This window comes from Arthrobacter sp. GW460-12-1-14-TSB2 (assembly GCF_059423525.1).
In genome coordinates this window covers 507,876-527,685 of sequence record NZ_JBWKYC010000001.1, presented here as the reverse complement: position 1 = coordinate 527,685, position 19,810 = coordinate 507,876, and the positions used below count along the sequence as shown (strand labels likewise).

General features: G+C 65.8%; 18 protein-coding genes, 1 tRNA gene and 1 riboswitch. Of the genes, 18 read left to right on the top strand and 1 reads right to left on the bottom strand.

Annotated features, from left to right (window positions below):
• The 3 genes from AC07YR_RS02510 to ndk are packed head-to-tail and all read left to right on the top strand — an operon-like array spanning window position 1 to window position 2,264.
• Window positions 1–1,359: a bifunctional folylpolyglutamate synthase/dihydrofolate synthase gene (locus AC07YR_RS02510; RefSeq protein WP_436057854.1), complete on the top strand. Its 1,359-nt coding sequence runs from the start codon at window positions 1–3 to the stop codon at window positions 1,357–1,359.
• Window positions 1,360–1,361: 2 nt separating this feature from the next.
• Window positions 1,362–1,805 (top strand): DUF4233 domain-containing protein, encoded by a 444-nt coding sequence (locus tag AC07YR_RS02505; protein WP_494732921.1) that lies wholly within the window; start codon window positions 1,362–1,364, stop codon window positions 1,803–1,805.
• 39 nt (window positions 1,806–1,844) lie between these two features.
• The gene (gene ndk, locus AC07YR_RS02500) at window positions 1,845–2,264 is read left to right on the top strand and encodes a nucleoside-diphosphate kinase (RefSeq protein ID WP_055803537.1); all 420 of its coding nucleotides are present in this window, start codon (window positions 1,845–1,847) and stop codon (window positions 2,262–2,264) included.
• Window positions 2,265–2,358: 94 nt separating this feature from the next.
• Here the strand turns inward: ndk and AC07YR_RS02495 are convergent, their stop codons facing one another.
• A complete protein-coding gene (locus tag AC07YR_RS02495; protein WP_494732920.1) occupies window positions 2,359–3,030 on the bottom strand; it encodes a vitamin K epoxide reductase family protein in 672 nt (223 codons plus the stop codon).
• 469 nt (window positions 3,031–3,499) lie between these two features.
• Here AC07YR_RS02495 and AC07YR_RS02490 point away from each other — a divergent pair, with 469 nt between their 5' ends.
• The 15 genes from AC07YR_RS02490 (at window position 3,500) to AC07YR_RS02420 (ending at window position 19,693) form a co-directional block, all read left to right on the top strand.
• Window positions 3,500–6,868, top strand: a complete 3,369-nt coding sequence (locus tag AC07YR_RS02490; RefSeq protein ID WP_494732919.1) for an Rne/Rng family ribonuclease — start codon at window positions 3,500–3,502, stop codon at window positions 6,866–6,868.
• A gap of 115 nt (window positions 6,869–6,983) precedes the next feature.
• Window positions 6,984–7,081, top strand: a riboswitch (TPP riboswitch).
• A complete protein-coding gene (locus AC07YR_RS02485; RefSeq protein ID WP_494732918.1) occupies window positions 7,064–8,656 on the top strand; it encodes a bifunctional hydroxymethylpyrimidine kinase/phosphomethylpyrimidine kinase in 1,593 nt (530 codons plus the stop codon). (Overlaps the previous riboswitch by 18 nt.)
• A 323-nt stretch (window positions 8,657–8,979) precedes the next feature.
• Window positions 8,980–9,288 carry a 50S ribosomal protein L21 gene (rplU, locus tag AC07YR_RS02480; RefSeq protein WP_011692233.1) on the top strand — a complete coding sequence of 103 codons (309 nt, stop codon included), beginning with the start codon at window positions 8,980–8,982 and terminating at the stop codon, window positions 9,286–9,288.
• Window positions 9,289–9,349: 61 nt separating this feature from the next.
• Window positions 9,350–9,613, top strand: coding sequence for a 50S ribosomal protein L27 (rpmA, locus tag AC07YR_RS02475; protein WP_009372867.1), 264 nt, complete (start codon window positions 9,350–9,352; stop codon window positions 9,611–9,613).
• A gap of 116 nt (window positions 9,614–9,729) precedes the next feature.
• Window positions 9,730–11,319 (top strand): GTPase ObgE, encoded by a 1,590-nt coding sequence (gene obgE / locus AC07YR_RS02470; protein WP_494732917.1) that lies wholly within the window; start codon window positions 9,730–9,732, stop codon window positions 11,317–11,319.
• Window positions 11,320–11,383: 64 nt separating this feature from the next.
• Window positions 11,384–12,481 (top strand): glutamate 5-kinase, encoded by a 1,098-nt coding sequence (proB, locus tag AC07YR_RS02465; RefSeq protein ID WP_494733025.1) that lies wholly within the window; start codon window positions 11,384–11,386, stop codon window positions 12,479–12,481.
• Between the two features lie 26 nt (window positions 12,482–12,507).
• Window positions 12,508–13,857: a glutamate-5-semialdehyde dehydrogenase gene (locus AC07YR_RS02460; RefSeq protein WP_494732916.1), complete on the top strand. Its 1,350-nt coding sequence runs from the start codon at window positions 12,508–12,510 to the stop codon at window positions 13,855–13,857.
• 80 nt (window positions 13,858–13,937) lie between these two features.
• Window positions 13,938–14,162: a hypothetical protein gene (locus AC07YR_RS02455; RefSeq protein ID WP_011692229.1), complete on the top strand. Its 225-nt coding sequence runs from the start codon at window positions 13,938–13,940 to the stop codon at window positions 14,160–14,162.
• 55 nt (window positions 14,163–14,217) lie between these two features.
• A complete protein-coding gene (nadD, locus tag AC07YR_RS02450; RefSeq protein WP_436057847.1) occupies window positions 14,218–14,835 on the top strand; it encodes a nicotinate-nucleotide adenylyltransferase in 618 nt (205 codons plus the stop codon).
• An 8-nt stretch (window positions 14,836–14,843) separates the two neighbouring features.
• A complete protein-coding gene (locus tag AC07YR_RS02445; RefSeq protein WP_436057846.1) occupies window positions 14,844–16,133 on the top strand; it encodes a hypothetical protein in 1,290 nt (429 codons plus the stop codon).
• A gap of 101 nt (window positions 16,134–16,234) precedes the next feature.
• Window positions 16,235–16,636, top strand: coding sequence for a ribosome silencing factor (rsfS, locus tag AC07YR_RS02440; RefSeq protein ID WP_055803517.1), 402 nt, complete (start codon window positions 16,235–16,237; stop codon window positions 16,634–16,636).
• 139 nt (window positions 16,637–16,775) lie between these two features.
• A tRNA-Ala gene (locus AC07YR_RS02435) sits at window positions 16,776–16,848 on the top strand.
• A gap of 71 nt (window positions 16,849–16,919) precedes the next feature.
• Window positions 16,920–17,270, top strand: coding sequence for a zinc ribbon domain-containing protein YjdM (locus AC07YR_RS02430; RefSeq protein ID WP_436057845.1), 351 nt, complete (start codon window positions 16,920–16,922; stop codon window positions 17,268–17,270).
• A 54-nt stretch (window positions 17,271–17,324) separates the two neighbouring features.
• The gene (locus AC07YR_RS02425; protein WP_494732915.1) at window positions 17,325–18,437 is read left to right on the top strand and encodes an NAD(P)-binding domain-containing protein; all 1,113 of its coding nucleotides are present in this window, start codon (window positions 17,325–17,327) and stop codon (window positions 18,435–18,437) included.
• Between the two features lie 119 nt (window positions 18,438–18,556).
• On the top strand, window positions 18,557–19,693 hold the full coding sequence (locus tag AC07YR_RS02420; RefSeq protein ID WP_494732914.1) for a class I SAM-dependent methyltransferase: 1,137 nt from the start codon (window positions 18,557–18,559) through the stop codon (window positions 19,691–19,693).
• Window positions 19,694–19,810 lie beyond the last annotated feature (117 nt).

Genomic DNA, 19,810 nt, shown 5'->3' with positions numbered 1-19,810 from the left:
ATGACCGACGAATTTTCCGTAGAAAGCGTCTACGCCGAGCTGCTGGGCCGGGCGCCGGAAAACAAAATGGAGCCCCGCCTCGCGCCGCTGTTCCGGGCCATGGATGTGCTGGGGGAGCCCAACAAGGCGTTCCCGATCATCCATGTCACCGGCACCAACGGCAAGACGTCCACGGCCCGGATGATCGAAGCCGGGCTGCGGGCCCACGGGCTGAGCACCGGGCGCTACACCAGCCCGCACCTGTCCAAGGTCACCGAGCGGATCAGCGTCGACGGCGCACCTGTGTCAGATGAGACCTTCGTCCGGATCTGGGACGAGATCAGGCCCTACCTGCAGATCGTGGACGGCGAACTCGAGGCCGAGGGCCAGCCCCGGCTGACGTACTTCGAGTGCCTCACCATCCTGGCCTTCGCCGTTTTTGCCGACCAGCCGGTCAATGTGGCCGTCATGGAGGTTGGCCTCGGCGGCATCACGGACGCCACCAATGTCGGCGACGGCCAGGTGGCGGTGGTGACTCCCATTTCGCTGGACCACACCGACCTCCTCGGCGAGACCACTGAAGAGATTGCCTACGAAAAGGCGGGCATCATCAAACCGGGAGGCTTCCTGGTCAGCGCCGCACAGCCTGTCGGTGCCGCGCAGGTGCTGCTTGAGAAGGCCCGGGAAGCGGGGGCCCCGTACCGCTTCGAAGGCGTGGAGTTCGGCGTCGAGTCCCGGACCGTCGCCGTCGGCGGCCAGATGGTGACCATCCAGGGCCTGGCCGGACGGTATGAGGAACTGCTGGTGCCGCTGCACGGAGCGCACCAGGCGGAGAATGCCGCCGTCGCCATTGCCGCGCTCGAGGCCTTCTTCGGCGGGGAAAAGGCGCTCGACGCCGAAATCCTCCAGGAAGCGTTTGCTTCGGTTAGTTCCCCGGGCCGCCTGGAGGTGCTTCGGACTGCCCCGACCATCATCGTCGACGCCGCCCACAACCCCGAGGGCATCCGCGTTTCGGCCGAGGCGATCCACGAAGCCTTCAGCTTCACCAAGCTCGTAGTTGTGGTGGGCGTCCTCAAGGAGAAGGACGCCGAGGAAATCCTCCGCCAGCTCAAGGAGTCCCTGGGCGACCTCGCGGCCGAATACTGCTTCACGCAGTCCAACTCGCCCCGCGCCGTACCGGCCGAGGACCTCGCAGAAATCGCTCTGGACCTGGGCTTCGGCGAGGACAACATCCACGTTGCCGAGAAGCTCGACGACGCCCTGGAATGGGCCGTTGAGCACGCTGAAGCCAATGAGGACCTGGCCGGCGGCGTCCTGGTGACCGGCTCCATCACGCTCGTGGCGGAAGCCCGGATCCTGCTCGGAAAGGCGGATGCCTGACTATGGCCCGACTTACAAAAGCGCAGCGTGAGTGGCGTCCGGGGATGCCCAAAAAGCGGCGCTCCACCAAGGTCATGTTCGCCTCCACGGTCCTGGTTCTCGAAGGGTTTGTTGCGTTCTTCGCCACGCTGGCGGTCTTCGGCCTCCGCCGCGACGAGTTCCCGCCGGCTGTAATCCTCTCCGTGGGCATCGGCCTGAGCCTGGTGCTGGTGTTCACCTGCGCCGTGCTGTCCAAACCGTGGGGTGTTGCCCTGGGCTGGATCCTCCAGCTTGTCCTGATTTTCACCGGATTCATCGAACCCATGATGTTCGTGGTGGGGATCCTGTTCGCCATTGCCTGGTGGTACGGGATCAGGACCGGCATCCGGATCGACCGCGAGGCCGCCCAGCGCGAACGTGAACAGGCCGAATGGGAAGCCGCCCACCCTGACGGCGAAACCAACTAAACTAATTTCGAACCCCCACCCAACCACATTGGAGCAGTTGTGAGCATTGAGCGCACCCTCGTCCTGATCAAGCCCGACGGCGTGACCCGCAACCTGACCGGCGCCATCCTTGGCCGGATTGAAGCCAAGGGCTACACCCTGACCGAGCTCAAGAAGGTCGACGCCAACCGCGAACTGCTGGAGCAGCACTACGAGGAGCACGTGGGCAAGCCGTTCTACGAGCCTCTCGTTGAGTTCATGCTCAGCGGGCCAGTTGTCGCCGCCATCTTCGAAGGCCACCGAGTGATCGAGGGCTTCCGTTCCCTCGCCGGCACCACCGACCCGACGACGGCGGCACCCGGCACCATCCGCGGCGACTTCGGCCGGGACTGGGGCCTGAAGGTCCAGCAGAACCTGGTGCACGGTTCCGATTCGGCGGAGTCCGCCGAACGCGAGATCAAGATCTGGTTCCAGGACTAACAGCCCTCCGCCTAAGCGCGAGCGTACAGTTGAGGCCCCCGTTTCCGAAGAAACGGGGGCCTCAACTGTACGCTCGCGCTTGTTAGTAGCCGGGTTAGTAGCCGGACGTCCCGACGAACACCTGGATGAAGGCGAAGAAGATCGTGGCGATGACGGCCACGTACAGCAGGGCGGTGACGATCCAGCCGGAGTCGCCGACGATCTTCGCGGGGCCTGCCGGAAGCTTGATCACGCCGTGTGCGATGTTCCGGACCGTGGTCCACACAAAGAGCGGAATCATCGCGGCCCAGACCACCATGCAGAACGGGCACAGGATGTGGATGGAGTACAGCGCCTGCGACCACAGCCACACCACGAAGGCAAAGCCCAGCGTCACGCCGGCCTGCAGGCCAAGCCAGTACCAGCGGGCAAACTTGGCGCCGGAGAGAACTGCCATGCCCGTGGTGATCACGACGGCGAACGCCACGATGCCGATAAACATGTTGGGAAAGCCGAAGAGGGAACTCTGCCATGTCTGCATGACGGCTCCGCAGGAGACCCACGGACTGATATCGCAGGCCGTGACATGGTTCGGATCCTTGAGGACTGCGAGCTTCTCCAGGACCAGGGCGCCGGAGGCGAGCCAGCCAATGACGCCGGTGATGACCAGCAGCCAGCCAAACGGTTTGTCCCGGGTCATGGGAGGCAAGCCTTCCCGGGCCGCTGAACGCTCGCGGAGGTCACCGTCCACCAAGTCGTTCTGCATGGAATTGGAGATGCTGGGCATGGGATGTCGCGTCCTTTTTCTAGAGGGCTCCTCGCCCTGATTGTAACGCCGGAGGCTGGACTGGCCCCACAGACTCCTCCCTGCCGCTCGCTGATCGTGGGTCGGATCGCGCCGCTTCCGCGTTGATTGACTGAGCGTATGAGAGAATGAAGCTGGCTGGAATACGATCCACATTCGAATTTCAGTCCGGTGGCTTGTTTGTAAGACCGCCAATGATGAGCAGGGCATGCTCCGGATCCACGATAGATCCCGGACTACCTGCAATGCCATTGGACGGCACCTGGTTGTGGCTTTGAGAACAACGGGTTTCAGAACAACGCTACCGGCCCTCCAGGGCTGCCGCACCCCACTGCCGGTGCGAACCTGAGGGTATCCAATTGACTTCTGTCAACGCCTGCGGGTTTTGACAATATGTGCCCCAATGGGTGCCGGATGTGGCGGTGCGTCAGGGGCAGGAGTGTCGCCACATATGGATAATGACCAGGTTCAAGCCGTTAATGAAGAAACCGCTGCTAGCGAAGAGGCAGTAGCGCCCCCAGCGCCCAAGCGCGCCGTCCGGACACGGCGCAAAGTTGTCCCCAAGGCTGAAGCCGTCGAATCGGAGCCAGCCCAGGCGGAGACCCCGGCAGCAGACACCCCGGCTGCCGAAGCTGCTGCAGAGGAAAAGCCGCCGGCGCGCCGCAGCCGTTCGCGCAAGAAGGTGGAGCCTGCCGAGCCGCTTCCGGTATTCGCCGATGAAGCGTCGGCGACGGTTGCTGCGGATCAAGTTGAAGCAGAGCAGGTTGAAACCGGGCAGGCAGACGCGCCGGCAGAAGCCGCCGTCGTCGAAAAGCCCGTCCGCCGCCGGGCCTCACGTGCCAAAGCCCCCGTCAAAGCTGCCGACGTCCAGCCGGCCGCTGAGCCTGCCGCCGCCCAAGAGGCCGCGCCTGCTGCCGAACCCGTAGCAACAACAGAGCCGATAGCAACAGAAGAAGAGGCGGCCGCCGCAGGCCAGGAATCCGCCGCTTCCGTAGCTGCCGAGCCGGAGCAGCCTGCAGCGGCTGAAGCCGCCAGCCCCGTCGGTGCACTCTTCCTCGAACCTGGCGCCGTCACCTCCATGATTTTCCAGGCACCGGATCTGAGCGCCGTGGTCCGCCCGGCAGCCGCGCCTGCCGTGGCCAAGGAAAGCGAAGAAGAAGACACGGAGGACGAAGGCGAGGACGTCGACGCCGGCGGCTCGCGCCGCCGTCGCAGCCGCGGACGCCGTGGCCGCAGCCGGGTGACTGACCGGGAAGCTGCCAGCGAGTCCGAGGCTGGCGAAGGCGCCGCCGGGGACGAGGACGCCGATGAGGAGTCCACCGTTACCGCGGACGACGGCGTCACCTCCCGCCGTCGCCGCCGCCGCCGCCGTGGCGACCAGGACCTCGAGCTCACGGGCGGGGGAGACGACGACCCGCCCAACACCGTGACCCGCGTCCGTGCGCCCCGGGCCATCAGCGAGGCGCCGGTCAACAACCGCGTCACGTCCGTCAAGGGCTCCACCCGGCTTGAGGCCAAGAAGCAGCGCCGCCGCGAATCACGCGACACCGGCCGCCGCCGTACCGTGATCACCGAGGCGGAGTTCCTGGCCCGCCGTGAATCCGTGGACCGCCAGATGATCGTCCGCCAGCGAGACGACAGAATCCAGATCGGCGTCCTGGAAGACGGCGTCCTGGCCGAGCACTTCGTTTCGAAGACCCAGCAGGACTCCCTGATCGGCAACGTATACCTGGGCAAGGTCCAGAACGTCCTGCCCTCGATGGAAGCCGCTTTCGTGGATATCGGACGCGGCCGCAACGCCGTACTGTACGCCGGCGAGGTCAACTGGGACGCCGTCAACCTCGAGGGCAAGCAGCGCCGGATCGAGAACGCGCTGAAGTCCGGCGACTCCGTACTGGTCCAGGTCACCAAGGACCCGGTCGGCCACAAGGGCGCCCGCCTCACGAGCCAGATCTCCCTGCCCGGCCGCTACCTCGTCTACGTTCCCGGCGGTTCCATGACCGGGATCTCCCGCAAGCTGCCCGACGTCGAGCGCAACCGCCTCAAGCGGATCCTCAAGGACCGCCTTCCGGAAGATGCCGGCGTGATTGTCCGCACGGCCGCCGAGGGCGCGTCCGAGGAAGAGCTGACGCACGACATCAACCGCCTGCGCGCCCAGTGGGAAGGCATCGAGGGCCAGGCCACGTCCACCAAAATCCTTGCGCCGGAGCTTCTCTACGGCGAACCGGACCTCACCATCAAGGTAGTCCGCGACGTCTTCAACGAGGACTTCTCCAAGCTGATCGTTTCCGGCGAGGAAGCCTGGGACACCATCGAGGCGTACGTCACCTATGTGGCCCCGGACCTGGTGGGCCGGCTCGAAAAGTGGACCAAGGACACGGACATCTTCGCGGCCTGGCGGATCGACGAGCAGATCCACAAAGCCCTGGACCGCAAGGTCTTCCTGCCTTCCGGCGGCTCCCTGGTGATCGACCGCACCGAAGCCATGACCGTGGTGGACGTCAACACCGGCAAGTTCACCGGCAGCGGCGGCAACCTTGAGGAAACCGTTACCAAGAACAACCTGGAAGCGGCCGAGGAAGTGGTGCGCCAGCTGCGGCTCCGCGACATCGGCGGCATCATCGTCATTGACTTCATCGACATGGTGCTCGAATCCAACCGCGACCTCGTGCTTCGCCGCATGGTGGAGTGCCTCGGACGCGACCGGACCAAGCACCAGGTTGCTGAAGTGACCTCGCTGGGCCTCGTGCAGATGACCCGCAAGCGCATGGGTACCGGGCTCCTGGAAGTCTTCGGCGAGCAGTGCGAGGCTTGCGCCGGCCGCGGCATTGTCACCCACGACGAGCCCGTGGAGCACCGCCGCGCCAACGTTGTGGCCGCCGAGCACCACGTGCCGCGGACGGAAGCCCAGCAGCCTCCCCGTACGGAGCGTAAGAGCCGCCGCCGCGGCAAGGGCGGCCAGCCGTCTTCCGAGGCTGCTCCGCTGACGCCGGCTCCGGTGCACCACGAGCCCACGGACGCCGAGCGCCATGCCAAGGCTGAAGCGACACGCGTGGCGTTGGCCAACATCGCAGCGGCAGCGCATGCTGCCCACCTGCACGATGCCGAGGCAGGCCATGCAGCACCTGCGGCCGCGGCCGCGGCAGCACAGGCAGTGGGCCAGGCACTGGCGGCCCAGGCACAGGGCGCCCAGGCCCCGGCCGGGCAGGTACTTTCCGGGCAAGCGGGGACGCCGGCCAAGTCGGGTCCGACGCAGGCCACCCCGTCTGCACCCGCTACGGCCCGGCCCGCTAAGGTGTCGGAAGCCGAGGTGGCTGCTGCAGGGCGGCCGGCGGCTGTCCTGACGTTCGGCGGCGAAAAAGTGGCTCTGCCGTTCGTTGAGCATGCCGGGGAAGCTCCTGCCTCCGGAGCGGCCCTGACCCTTGACCGCCTGGCTGAGGCATTCGCCCACCTTGGCGAACCTGCCGCGGCTGAGGCGCCGGCATCACCGGTTGAACCGCAGGCACCGGCGGCCCAGGTACAGGCGGCTAAGACGCCGGCGACGCAGGTACAGGCGGCGCAGGCTCCTGAAGCCGACTACACCGACCACACTGCGGTGCAGGGCCGGGCCCGCCGTCCCCGCCGCAACCGGAGCGCGAGCCGTGCCCAGGGCGCAGCGAACGAGACGTCCGTGGAGCACCACGAGACTGCCCCGGTCGCCGCATCAGGGCACACCCACGAAGCTAAGGCACCTGAGCCGGCAAAGAAGGACGCGCCCGCCAAAGCGCCGGCCAACGAGCCGATCATCCTTGGCGTGGGGGTCCCGGCTTCGGAGCTCTGATCCGGCAGGCTCTGATCCGGCCAGCTGACACCGCGGGTGCGGCCCGGAACAGGCGTAGCAATACGCCGGTTTCGGGCCGTACCCGCGAGTTCGTTGCAGGGAAAAGCTAGGCTAGGGGACTGACACGGGGTGCCGCGCACAGGGCCGGCTGAGATCCAGACCCGTTGAACCTGTCCGGTTAGCACCGGCGAAGGGATGTCTCCTTTGGCTTCATCATTCCTGCCCACCCCTGCCAACGCCGCAGCGCCCGCACCAGGAGGCGGCGCCCCCTTGCGCAGTACCCCGAGGGTGCTGGCCATCGCCGGCTCCGACCCGTCCGGCGGGGCGGGGATCCAGGCGGACCTCAAGAGCATTGCCGCTAACGGGGGATACGGCATGGCTGCCATTACCGCCCTGACGGCACAGAACACCCACGGCGTCCGGGCGGTCCACGTTCCGCCGGCCGGCTTCCTGACTGCGCAGCTCGAGGCCATTAGCGATGACATCAGCATCGATGCCGTCAAAATCGGCATGCTGGGCGACTCTGCGGTGATTGCCGCTGTCCGCAGCTGGCTTGGGAAAGCCCGTCCCGCCGTCGTGGTTCTCGACCCCGTGATGGTCGCCACCAGCGGGGACCGGCTCCTGCAGGAGGCTGCCGAGGAGGAACTGCGCGAACTGCTGCCCCTGGCCGACCTCATCACGCCGAACCTGGCCGAACTGGCGATGTTGCTCCATGAACCCCTGGCGAACGACTGGGAAGCGGCACTCGCCCAGGGCAAACGCCTCGCTGCGCAGGCCGGCACCACCGTCCTTGTCAAGGGCGGACACCTCGACGGCGGCACGTGCCCCGACGCCCTCGTCAACACCGAAGGGCTGCTCGCCCAGGACGTTGTGGTGGTCCCGGGCGCGCGGATCGACACCAGGAACAGCCACGGCACCGGCTGTTCCCTGTCATCGGCCATGGCCACCGCGCAGGCAAGGCTGGGGGATTGGGAGGCATCCCTGCGGGCAGTGAAGCCGTGGCTGCAGGGAGCGCTCCGGGAAGCCGAAGCACTGGAGGTGGGAACGGGCAACGGCCCGGTACACCATTTCCACCATCTGGCCCCGAAGGGCCAGGATGCGCTGGCTGCAGGAGAGTTCGCAGCGGCGCTCCGGCAGGACGCCGGGCCGGACCTGGACGACATCTACGGGCTGGACTTCATCCGCGGCCTGGCCGACGGCTCCCTTACCGAGCAGCACTTCGCGTATTACCTTGCCCAGGACGCCATCTACCTGAACGGCTATTCCAGGGTCTTGTCCCGTGCCGCCGCTATTGCCCCCACCGAGGCCGAGCAGCTCTTCTGGGCGCGGTCGGCCCAGCAATGCCTGGAAGTCGAGTCCGAACTGCACAGGACGTGGCTCAGCACCCGGACCGTGGACGCCGCCTTGGGACCGGTCACCAAGTCCTACGTGGACCACCTGCTGGCCTCATCTGTTTCCGGAAGCTACGGAGTGCTCGTGGCCGCCGTGCTGCCGTGCTTCTGGCTGTACGCCGAGGTGGGTGCCACCTTGCACGGTCAGTTCCAGGCGGCCGGGTCGCCGTCGGGCCATCCCTACGCCGACTGGCTTCGCACGTACGCGGACGAAGAATTCGCCGCCGCCACCAGGGAAGCGGTGCGAATCACCGACGACGCCGCACAGGCCGCCTCCGAAGTGGAACGGCAGGCCATGCGGCTGGCCTTCCGGCAGTCATGCCGCTACGAGGTGGATTTTTTCGACGCGCCGCGCGTGCATGCTGAACCGCAAAGTGTTCCAGAGCCGGTAAGGTAGTGGGGCACGGTTCCGGAAGTCGTTGCAGCGGCAGTCTGTATTGCACAGAGTGGCGCCCATCACGTACTACCACCGGAGCCAGCCTCATTTGCGGCCGAAGGCAAAATTAGCGTAGTCTAGATCTTCGGTGCTTACGCCAACACTTGGGTTATGACCCCGGATTGCTCGGTTTGGAATGACAAACGGAATAGTTCGTGGGATAACTCATGGGTTCCCCCGGGGAATCCACCGGCGTTGAGGCACAGCGTGAGCCAGGCCAAACAATTGGACCCAGGTTCCGCACGCAAATCTAGTAATAAACGTCGAGAGAAGTGAGTTCCCCAGTGGTGTACGCGATTGTCCGCGCAGGCGGCCGCCAAGAGAAGGTTTCCGTTGGAGACTTCGTTACCCTGAACCGCGTCCCCGGTGGAGCCGGCAGCACCATTGAGTTGCCCGCACTGCTCCTGGTAGACGGTGACAAAGTCACGTCTGCCGCTGCGGACCTGGCCAAGGTAACGGTTACGGCTGAGATCCTCCAGGACCTTCGTGGTCCGAAGATCGTCATCCAGAAGTTCAAGAACAAGACCGGGTACAAGAAGCGCCAGGGTCACCGTCAGGAACTGACCAAGGTCAAGATCACCGGTATCAAGTAACCTTCCGTTACTTTTCAGGTTTTCAGCAGATTCCCCAGAATTTTTAAGGCAGGCATTTCAAATGGCACATAAAAAAGGCGCGAGCTCCACTCGCAACGGTCGTGACTCCAACGCCCAGTACCTCGGCGTCAAGCGCTTCGGCGGCCAGGTAGTTTCCGCAGGCGAGATCATCGTCCGCCAGCGTGGCACCCACTTCCACCCGGGTGCCGGCGTGGGCCGTGGCGGCGACGACACCCTGTTCGCACTGACCCCCGGCGCCGTCGAATTCGGCACCCGCCGCGGACGTCGCGTCGTGAACATCGTTGCTGCTGCAGCTGCAGAGTAACAACAAGATCTAAACCGGTGGAGCGGGCCATGATGGCCCCCTCCACTGTTCTTTTAACCGCATTACAATCAATTTGGGCGTCCAAGACGGTCAGGTTAAGCACAGAGGAGATTCACGTGGCGAGCTTTGTAGACCGGGTAGTACTGCACGTATCCGGCGGTAGCGGCGGCCACGGCTGTGTCTCCGTCCACCGCGAGAAGTTCAAGCCCCTGGGCGGTCCCGACGGCGGCAACGGCGGCGACGGCGGCGACGTCATCCTGCGCGTTGACCCCCAGACCACCACGCTTCTGGACTACCACCACGCCCCCCACCGCCACGCCACCAACGGCGGACCCGGCATGGGCGACTGGCGCGGCGGCAAAAACGGCGAAACCCTGATTCTTCCCGTTCCTGAAGGCACCGTCGTCAAGACCAAGGACGGCCGTGTCCTGGCCGACCTGGTCGGCGAAGGCACCGAGTTCATTGCTGCCGCCGGCGGTCCTGGCGGGCTCGGCAACGCCGCGCTGTCCTCGCAGAAGCGCCGCGCCCCGGGCTTCGCGCTGCTCGGCATCGAAGGCGAATCCAGCGACATCGTCCTCGAACTGAAGTCCATTGCGGACATCGCCTTGGTGGGCTTCCCGTCCGCCGGCAAGTCCAGCCTGATTGCCGCCATGTCTGCGGCACGGCCCAAGATCGCCGATTATCCTTTCACCACGCTGATCCCCAACCTGGGCGTTGTCCAGGCCGGCGATGTCCGCTTCACCATTGCAGACGTCCCCGGCCTCATCGAGGGAGCCAGTGAGGGCAAGGGCCTGGGCCACCACTTCCTGCGGCACGTGGAACGCTGCGCGGCGTTGGTGCACGTTTTGGACTGCGGCACGCTCGAAGCTGACCGCGATCCGCTCTCGGATCTCGCCATCATCGAAGCCGAACTCGAAAAATACGCCGTTGATATGAGCTTCGCCGGCAGCGACGGCGAGGTTATCCCGCTGAACCACCGGCCCCGCCTGGTGGCGCTCAACAAGGTCGACCTGCCGGACGGCAAGGACATGGCCGAATTCGTCCGGCCCGAGCTTGAGTCCCGTGGCTACCGCGTCTTCGAGATCTCCGCCACAAGCCATGAAGGCCTGCGCCAGCTTGGCTTCGCCATGGCGGAGATCGTCAAGGCCGCCCGGGACGCCGTGGCCGCCACACCGCCCAAGGTTCACGCACCCGTGCTGCGCCCCCGCGCAGTCAACGAGTCCGGCTTTAAGATCCGCCGCGAGGAAAAGAACCTCGAGCCGCTGTTCCGCGTGTTGGGCGACAAGCCCGTGCGCTGGGTCAAGCAGACCGACTTCACCAACGAGGAAGCCATCGGCTACCTCGCGGACCGCCTGGCCAAGCTGGGCGTTGAAAACGAGCTGTTCAAGCAGGGCGCGAAGCCCGGCGACACCGTAGTGATCGGTGAAGACGACGGCGTGGTCTTCGACTGGGAGCCCACCATGATGGCCGGCGCCGAACTGCTTGCCTCGCCGCGTGGCACTGACGTCCGCTTTGCCGATATCGGCGACCGACCCACCCGCGGGCAGAAGCGCGACGAGCAGCAGGAACGCCGCGACGCCAAGGCTGCGGCCCGGGCCGAGCTGGAAGCCGAACGCAAGGCCGGGATCTGGACCGAATCAGTCAGCGGCCGCCGTGCCGCACGGCCGCTCCAGGAGAGCGGACTGACCACCGAAAATGAGGAGTGAATCCCCACACGTGACCGATAATTCCGCAATTGTCATCGAGGAACCCAGGACCGACGACCGCAGCATGCTCGCCAGGGCGCGCCGCATCGTGGTCAAGGTCGGATCGTCGTCGCTCACCAGCATCAAGGGTGGAATCTCCGAAGAGGCGCTGATCGAGCTGTCCGATGCGCTGGCCGCCAAGTGCAACCAGGGAACCGAGATCATCCTCGTGTCCTCGGGCGCCATCTCGGCAGGCCTGGCCCCGCTGGGCCTGGTGAAGCGTCCCCGGGACCTCGCCACCCAGCAGGCAGCCGCCAGTGTGGGCCAGGGACTCCTCATGGCACGCTACACGCATGCCTTCGCAGCCCACGGCGTAACCGTGAGCCAGGTCCTGCTGACCGCGGATGACCTGATGCGGCGCAGCCACCACATGAACGCTTTCCGTGCCTTGAACCGGCTCCTCAACCTGGGCGTTGTGCCCGTGGTCAACGAGAACGACACCGTGGCCACGCACAAGATCCGTTTCGGTGACAACGACCGGCTGTCCGCCCTCGTGGCGCACCTGGTCCGGGCCGACGCCCTGGTGCTGCTCTCCGATGTCGACTCACTCTATGACGGGCCTCCCTCGAAGGGCGCCAAACGGATCCCTCAGGTTGACGGCCCCCAGGACCTTGAAGGCGTCAACATCGGTAAGCCCGGCAAGGCAGGCGTGGGAACCGGCGGCATGCAGACGAAAGTGGAGGCCGCCACCATGGCCGCCGATTCGGGAATCCCCGCACTGGTCACGTCCACCGCCAACGCCGCGGCAGCCTTGAACGGCGAGGACGTGGGGACCTGGTTCTCCGTCAACAGCGGCCGCAAATCGGTGCGCATGATGTGGCTCGCCCACCTTGCGCACGTGCAGGGCCGGCTGATTCTCGACGACGGCGCCGTCAAGGCTGTCCGTGACCACCGCTTTTCGCTGCTCCCGGCCGGGATCACAGCCGTTGACGGCACCTTTGAATCGGGCGACGCCGTCGAAATGGTTTCGCCGGACGGTACGGTCATCGCCCGCGGGCTGGTCAACTATTCCTCGGACGAACTGCCCCAAATGCTAGGACGTTCCACGGTGGAACTGGGGGAGTCACTCGGCCGCGGCTTCGACCGTGAGGTTGTTCACGTTGATGACCTGGTTCTGGTCTAGCGGGCTGATTCGCCTAGACTTGAATGATGACTGAGGCACTGATCCACCAAGCCGCCGAGAAATCCCACGACTCCGCGGAGGAATCTTCCGCGACGGAAAATGCCCGGCTGTCCCCGGCTGACGTCGAGGCTGCCGTGCACGCCATTGCTGATCGATCCCGTCACGCTGCCCGCCGGATGGCGCGCGCAAACCGTGCCTGGAAGGACAAAGGCCTTCGCGCCATCGGTGCCGCCCTGATCGCCAGCAAGACGAAGATCCTGGCCGCCAACGCCAAGGACGTGGAAGCGGGCCGTGCCAACGGAACGTCGGCTGCCCTGCTGGACCGCCTGACGCTGAACGAGGCGCGCATCGAGGCCCTGACCGCTGCGCTGGAGAACCTTGCGGGCCTGCCGGACCCCGTGGGGAATGTGGTCCGAGGCCAGACGCTCCCCAACGGCCTGCGCCTGCGCCAGATCAACGTTCCCATGGGCGTCGTTGCCGCCATCTACGAGGCCCGTCCCAACGTGACCGTGGACATTGCCGGGCTGGCGCTGAAAAGCGGCAACGCGGTGATCCTTCGAGGCGGCACGGCCGCCGCTGCCACCAATGAGGCCCTCATCCGGGTCCTCCGCGAAGCTCTTGATTCAGTGGGCCTGCCTGCGGACGCAGTCCAGAGCGTGGACCAGTTCGGCCGTGAAGGAGCCAACGTCCTGATGCGGGCCCGCGGCCGGGTGGACGTCCTGATTCCCCGCGGCGGCAGGGACCTGATCCAGACCGTGGTCAACAATTCGTCCGTACCCGTCATCGAGACCGGCGAGGGCAACGTCCATATCTTCATTGACGAATCCGCCAGTGAAAACATGGCCGTGGAAATCCTCCTCAATGCCAAGACCCAGCGGCCCAGCGTCTGCAACACCGTTGAGACGCTCCTGGTGCATTCCGGGTCCACCGTCCTGCCCGCCGTCGCCGTCGCCCTTCGGAAAGCGGGCGTGACACTGCACGCGGACGCGAGGGTCCGCGCCGCGCTGCCTGCCTCCGTGGAATCTGTTCCGGCCACGGACGAGGACTGGGCCACCGAGTACATGGACCTGGACCTCGCGGTGGGCATGGTCGACAACCTCGATGAGGCCGTGAAGCACATCCGTAAATGGTCGACCGGCCACACCGAGGCCATCATCACCAACGACCTCGCGAACGCCGAACGCTTCATTTCCGAAATCGACTCAGCGGCGGTCATCGTCAACGCCTCCACCAGGTTTACGGACGGCGGGGAACTTGGCCTGGGCGCCGAGGTGGGAATTTCCACCCAGAAGCTCCACGCCCGCGGTCCCATGGGCCTGACTGAACTCACTACCACCAAGTGGATAGTGCAGGGCGAGGGCCAGGTCCGCAGCTAGCAACGCTGTAACATGGAACAGAAGTCCGGAACGGCGGGAAGTACCGCCGTCGTCATTGTGTGAACTCTTTAGGGGAGAAAATGCTGCTGCAGCAGGTAGGCGCGTCGGTCGCCGAACATGAAGAACTGGCTCCGCTGTGGGCCGAACCGTGGGTCTTTGGTGTGTCCATTTTTGCGATCATGCTCGTTCTGATGTTCGTGACGCTGTCCTACAGCAACCTGGGCAACCGGCATGAGGCCGTCGAGGAGCACTCGGATCCCCACCGCCAGCACCCGAACAAGCACGATCACGGCCAAGGCCACTAACATCACCGCGGTCCTGAAGCGGCGCGGCGCCAAGCGTCGCCTGCGTTTAGGTGTGATGGGTGGCACATTTGATCCCATCCATCACGGTCACCTTGTCGCGGCCAGCGAAGTTGCGGCCAAGTTCGGCCTCGACGAAGTGGTGTTTGTCCCCACCGGCCAGCCCTGGCAGAAGATGAGCAAGAAGGTCAGCGAACCGGAGCACCGGTATCTCATGACCGTCATCGCCACGGCTTCCAACCCACGGTTCACCGTCAGCAGGGTTGATGTGGACCGCCCCGGTCCCACGTACACCATCGACACGCTGCGTGACCTCCGCACGCTGCGTCCCGATGCGGACCTTTTCTTCATCACCGGCGCGGACGCCATGGCGCAGATCCTGTCGTGGAAGAACATTGATGAACTGTGGTCGCTGGCGCATTTCGTTGGCGTGACCCGTCCCGGGCACGTCCTCGACGGAATGGGCAGGAAAGACGTCAGCCTCCTGGAAGTGCCGGCCATGGCGATTTCCTCGACTGATTGCAGGACACGCGTCGCGGCCGGGAATCCTGTCTGGTACCTCGTGCCCGACGGGGTGGTCCAATATATTGCGAAATACGGCTTGTATGCCGGGCAGGCCGACCCGGACGACAGTGCCGCACTTACCGAGTTACACGAACCAGCCAGTACCGAGTGAGTTGTTAGATGAGCCAGGAACAGCCTCCCCTCCGTAGCCGCCGTGAATTGCGGCAGGCCAGAGATGAGCGCGCGGAATCACTTCAGGACGCGGTGCCCCCGGCACCGGGCCCGGTTCCCCCTGCCTCAAAAGTGCCCGGGAACGGGACACCGGCGCCGGACGGCGAGGGCGGCACCGGCCGCATCCGTCGTGTGGCTCCAGGTCCCGTGGACTCGGTCCGGACTCCTGCGGGCCCCGAACGCTCCTCGCAGAGCCGGGCAAGGGACCGGGCCGCCCTGCGCACCATCAAGGAACTGGCGCAAAAGGAGGAACGGCTGTCCGCCGGCGGTCCGCCCACGCGCCGCCAGCTCCGGCTCCAGCAGCTCCAGGCCGAGGCCGCACCTGCCACCGCCGCGAACCTGATCGTTCCGCCGGCCCGCACGTCCTCCCAGCGCATCGTGCCGCAGGCGCGTTCCGGACAGTCCGCACCGCAGGCACGTCCTGGTCAGCCGGCGTCGCAGCCCGGCCCTTCGCCCACTGAGGCTCCGCGGACGGCGTCGCCGGAGGCCAACGCGGACAGCAGGCTTCCCGATGGAATGACCGTCGAGCAGGCCCTTGCAGCGCGTTCCCTCATCGCCGAACAGGCCAGGAACCAGATCGCCAAGATGGAGCACATTGCGGCGAACGATCCCGAAGCAGTGGATCCGGAAATCCTCGCGGAGCAGATCGCCTTGGCCGAGCGCGCCGCCATCCTGAACAAACGGGCCATGGCCAAGCAGAAGCTGGCCGAACAGGCCAGCCAGCCTGCACACCCGAAGACCGAGCCCTCAGCCGTCAGCAACCTCGCAATGGTGACTCCGCTGGAGTTCGAAAAGGTTCCCGGCATTGACCGGCCGGTGATGAAAAAGCCTGCTACGTCATATGTCCCCGTGGTGACCAACCCCGGCCCCCGGTTGCAGCAGCCCGGCACCAAAGGACCTCGCAAACCCGGTCCGCCGCGGCGGAACGCGGCGCCGGCCACCGGCCGGGCGGGCGTACTTGCCCGCGCGGAGGCTGCCGCTCAGGCGGCCGCCGATCCTGCGGCAACCCTGCCGCCATCCCCGGCTGCAGAGCCGTGGGCTGCTGAATCCGGTGAGAATTTCGTGGACAAGCCGCGAGTAGCGGCCAACAGCGCCTACGGACTGGAACCGCTTGACGCTGTCACCGCCGGCCTGGGCCGGGCGCACCGTATCCGGCTGCTGCAGCTGGCCGTCCTTGCTTTGGGGATCGTCGCGCTGATTGCCGGCGTGACCATGATCATCAGCGGCCTGGCGCCCTGATTCAACGCACCGGGGCATTATCCGCACCGCTGCCCCGACACCACGACGCTGATACCCATCGCGTCCGACCTACATAGCTTTAAACCACAACAAGGAGTCCCGTGACTGCAACCGATTCATCCATCGCCATAGCCCGCGTAGCCGCGCGTGCTGCTGCGGACAAAATAGCCCAGGACATTGTGGGCCTGGATGTCAGCGAGCGGCTGGCCCTGGCCGACGTCTTCCTGATCGCCTCGGCGCCCAGTGAGCGCCAGGTCAACGCCATCGTGGACGGCATCGAAGAGGAACTGGGCAAGCAGGAGCTCCGTCCTGTGCGCCGTGAGGGCCGTTCCGGCGGACGCTGGGTCCTGCTGGACTATTCCGACGTCGTCATCCACGTCCAGCATGAGGAAGACCGCGTCTTCTACGCCCTCGAGCGCCTGTGGAAGGACTGCCCCGTGGTTGACCTTCAGCTCGGGGAAGACACGTCGGCCAAAGCGGCTGTTTCCTCAGACAGCGAGTAATCCGGGGCAGGCCACCGAATATGCCCGATTTGGAATTTTCGGAACGCCTGTTCTAAGATATTTGAGTTGCTTCGGAGAGATCCGGACGCAGAACCGGGCCCGTCAGTGAAGACTGAAGGTGCCGGAGCAATGAAAATTCGGGGCTGTGGCGCAGCTGGTAGCGCACCTGCATGGCATGCAGGGGGTCAGGGGTTCGAGTCCCCTCAGCTCCACTCAGATTCACGCAACAGAAGCCGCCCGACCGGGCGGCTTCTGTTGTTTAACGCTCGACTAATATGGGAGCGTGAACGAATCCCTCCCTCCCTGCCCTGAATGCTCCAGCGAGTACACCTATGAGATGGGTGCGCTGCTGGTGTGCCCCGAGTGCGGCCACGAGTGGTCCGCCGAGGCAACGGATACCGCAGGAGTAACGGAGTCCGTCATCAAGGACGCGGTGGGAAATGTCCTCGCCGACGGTGACACCGTCACGGTCATCAAGGACCTCAAGATCAAGGGAAGCTCCACGGTCATCAAGGTCGGGACCAAGGTCCGCGGCATCCGGCTGATGGACGGAGTGGGCGACCACGACATCGACTGCAAAGTGGACGGCGTCGGACCCATGCAGCTCAAATCCAGCGTGGTCAAGAAGGTCTAGGCGGGACCGGAGATCCTCAACGCCCAGGCGGCCGGACTGCAGGCCGCGGATGTAGTGGTGATTGGCGCGGGCCAGGCCGGCTTGTCCGCCGCCTACCACCTGCAGCGTCGCGGCTTTCTGCCCGCGGGGGGAACCGACGAAAACGCCGCTCCCGCCGTTGAGGCGGACGCGCCGGGTTCCTACGTTGTGCTGGACGCCGAAGCCGGGCCTGGCGGCGCGTGGCGGCACCGCTGGCAAAGCCTCCGGATGGCCACCGTCAACGGAATCAGCGACCTGCCGGGCATTCCGAAGCCGGATGTCGACCCGGCTGAGCCGAGTTCCGCGTTCCTGTCACGCTACTTCGGGGACTACGAGGGCGGGCTCGGGCTGAATATCCTGCGGCCCGTCAAGGTCCGTTCGGTGTCCCGAGAAGACGGCCATCCCACGGGGCGCCTTCGGATCGAAACTTCCGCGGGCGGCTGGTCCGCACGGGCGGTCATCAACGCCACCGGCACGTGGACCAGGCCGTTCTGGCCGATCTACCCGGGACAGTCCAGCTTCCGGGGCAGGCAGCTGCACGTGGCCGACTACGTAGCGGCAGAGGAATTCCGCGGGCAGCACGTCATTGTGGTGGGCGGCGGCATTTCCGCCGTCGGGCTGCTGGACGAAATATCCCAGGTGACCACCACGAGCTGGTTTACCCGGCGGGAGCCAGTGTGGCGCGACGCCGAGTTTGACCGACAGGCGGGTCACGACGCCGTCGCCCTCGTCGAAGAGCGGGTCCGGCAGGGACTTCCTCCCCAGAGCGTGGTGTCTGTGACGGGTCTTCTCCGGACCCCCTCGCTGCGTGCGGCTGCCGCGCGCGGCGCCCTGGACCGGCGGGAGATGTTCACGGCGATAGAGCCCGACGGCGTCAGGCTGGCAGATGGAGGCTTCCTGGCCGCTACGGTGATCCTCTGGGCCACCGGATTCCGGGCCGAGCTGGAACACCTGTCCCCGCTGCACCTGCGGGGCAGCGGCGGGGGCATCGCCATGGACGGCACCCAGGTGGCCGCGGAGGAACGGGTTCACCTGGTGGGTTACGGGCCGTCGTCGTCCACTATCGGCGCAAACCGGGCCGGCCGGGCGGCAGTGGCCGGCATCCTGCGGATGTTCGAGCGCCGCGCGGCCGGAGAAGTGCGGACCTGACCGTTTGCGCCAGCCGCGGACAGGACCGTTTCGCGGTAGGTTTACTGGGTAGCTTTTCGCCCCGTGGTTCCCTCCCGGCCGGCGGAATGACAATGGACAGGGAAGGCGGCAGCTTGCACGTGGCGGACAACAGCGTGGCATCAGTACTCGGCGGCCTGCGCCGGTTCCCGGACGTTGAAGCCCCGAACCTGCAGGCCTGGGATGCCACCGACAAGCTACTCCTCGAAACAGCGTCGGAACTGCTGACGCCGGAGAGCAGGATCGCAGTGATCGGTGACCGCTACGGGGCCCTCACGCTGGGGGCGCTGGCCGGCTACGGCGTCCGGGACGTGAAGGTTCATCAGGACCTCATCACGGGGGAGCGGGCACTTCGCAACAATGCCGCGGGGCTTGGCGTTGACGCCGGTTTTGAGCAGTTGCCGCTCGGTGCCGCACTGTTCGACGACGCCGACGTGGTGCTGCTCCAACTGCCCAAGACGCTCGCGGAGCTCGAGGAAGCGGCGGACGCCGTGGCCCGCTACGCGGCTCCGGACACGGTGTTGCTGGCTGGAGGCCGGGTCAAGCACATGAGCTTGGGCATGAACAGCGTCCTGCAGCGGTACTTCAACGACGTCCAACCCCAACTGGCCCGGCAAAAATCCAGGGTCCTGATAGCCAAGGACGCCAAGCCCGTAACGGGAGCGCCGCCGTTTCCCGTGGCGGACAGCAACAGCGAACTGGACCTCACGGTCTGTGCGCGCGGCGCGGTGTTCGCCGGTACCAAGCTCGACATCGGAACACGGTTCCTGCTGAGGTACTTGCCCGACATGCCGCCGGTACCCAACGTTGTGGACCTCGGCTGCGGGACGGGCATATTGGCCGCCATGTATGCCAGAAGCCATCCGGAATCGAACGTCACGGCGACTGACCAGTCGGCCGCGGCCGTCGACTCTGCCAGGGCCACCGCTGAAGCCAATGGCCTGGCGGGTCAGATCACGGTCCTCCAGGACGACGCGATGGACTCCCTGCCGGACGGAAGCGCCGGCCTCATCCTGTTGAATCCGCCCTTTCACCTGGGTGCCAGCGTCCACGCCGGGGCGGGAATCAAAATGTTCCGTGCCGCCGGAAGGGTGCTGGCGCCGGGCGGGGAACTCTGGACCGTCTACAACAGCCACCTGCAGTATCTGCCCGCGCTGGAACGGTTCGTCGGGCCCACCCGAGTGGCAGGCAGGAACGCCAAATTCACTGTTGCGGTCAGCACCTGCCGCCCTGCGTAACGGCAACTGCGGCGATGCCGGGATGCCGGGGCCGGGTGAAAGCACGCCACGGCAGCGAAACCACCGTGGCCAAAGTCCGCGTGTGAGCGTACCGCCGCGCGCGCGGGTAACGTACGA